General features: G+C 43.9%; 1 pseudogene. It reads left to right on the top strand.

From position 1 onward, the window contains the following. Window positions 1–246 (top strand): annotated as a pseudogene (locus tag TW84_RS24735) (hypothetical protein); the annotation flags it as partial.

Genomic DNA, 246 nt, shown 5'->3' with positions numbered 1-246 from the left:
ATTATTGGGGTGGTGCTGGTGGGGCCGATGATGTTTGTTGGTGCCGGCGCTGGGCTATTAATGTCGTTTAAAATGGCCGGAGTGGTCAATAGACCTAGGCAGCGAGTGTTGCCATTTCACTCTCTGCTTAACTATCAATTCTACATTGCAGGCATCCAATATAAAAACAACCTTGTTCATTGGCATATGTTCCCAATGATCGAAATGGATGATAATGACGATGACAGTGAAGAAGACCTTTATAAC

It is taken from the genome of Vibrio neptunius (assembly GCF_000967495.1).
In the GTDB taxonomy this organism is placed as follows: domain Bacteria; phylum Pseudomonadota; class Gammaproteobacteria; order Enterobacterales; family Vibrionaceae; genus Vibrio; species Vibrio neptunius.
The sequence above is the reverse complement of the archived record's forward strand: the minus strand, read 5'-3'. Positions and strand labels throughout refer to the sequence as shown.